The sequence below is a fragment of the Poseidonocella sp. HB161398 genome (assembly GCF_005870025.1).
In the GTDB taxonomy this organism is placed as follows: domain Bacteria; phylum Pseudomonadota; class Alphaproteobacteria; order Rhodobacterales; family Rhodobacteraceae; genus Mangrovicoccus.
Window position 1 is genome coordinate 1 of record NZ_VATA01000269.1, and the last position, 688, is coordinate 688.

The 688-nt window shown below is 65.6% G+C and carries 1 protein-coding gene and 1 pseudogene; both read left to right on the forward strand.

The window, feature by feature from the left end; all coding sequences use genetic code 11:
* The coding region (gene tnpB / locus FGX59_RS37190) for an IS66 family insertion sequence element accessory protein TnpB (protein WP_206078572.1) at positions 1-196 on the forward strand (196 nt) is incomplete at its 5' end.
* Positions 197-254: 58 nt separating this feature from the next.
* Positions 255-596, forward strand: a pseudogene (locus FGX59_RS37195) (transposase); the annotation flags it as partial.
* Positions 597-688: the final 92 nt, after the last annotated feature.

The window sequence follows — 688 nt, forward strand, 5'->3', positions numbered from 1 at the left end:
CCTGGTGAAATTGATCTGGCATGATGGCGTCGGCATGTCGCTCTACATGAAGCGGCTCGAAGCGGGCAAATTCATTTGGCCGACGAGCGGATCTGGCGAGGCTGTCCGGGTGTCTGCGGCCCAGATTGGCTATCTTCTGGAAGGAATCGACTGGCGCAATCCGCGCTGGACGCAGAGGCCCGGAAAGGCAGGATAACGCCCTGCCATGACGTGATTTTCCTTTGTCGGCGGGGGCGGCATGATAGTCTCCTCCCATGACCGATGCCGCCGACGAGATCGCCCGCCTGCGCGCCGCCCTTGCGGCGGCGGACACGCGTGCCGCAGCCGCCGAGGCCGAGCTCGCGCAGGCCCGCGCGGTGGCCACGACCTCCGAGGCGATGATCGCGGCGCTCAAGCTCGAGATCGCGCTCTTGCGCCGCGACAAGTACGGCCATGGCGCGGAACGTACAGCCCGGCTGATCGACCAGCTGGAATTGCAGCTCGAAGAGCTGGTGGCCAGCGCCGCCGAGGACACGGCCCGGGCCGGACAGGCGGCAGGGCAGACGACGAAGGTGGCGGGCTTCGAGCGGCGCAAGCCCGTGAGGAAGCCGTTTCCCCCAAGTTCGACGTCAAAATCGACAAGCAATTGATATTGCTCGCAGCGCATTGCGAGTTTTGCCACAACGGGACGGTCAGGCGGGCTTCGGGA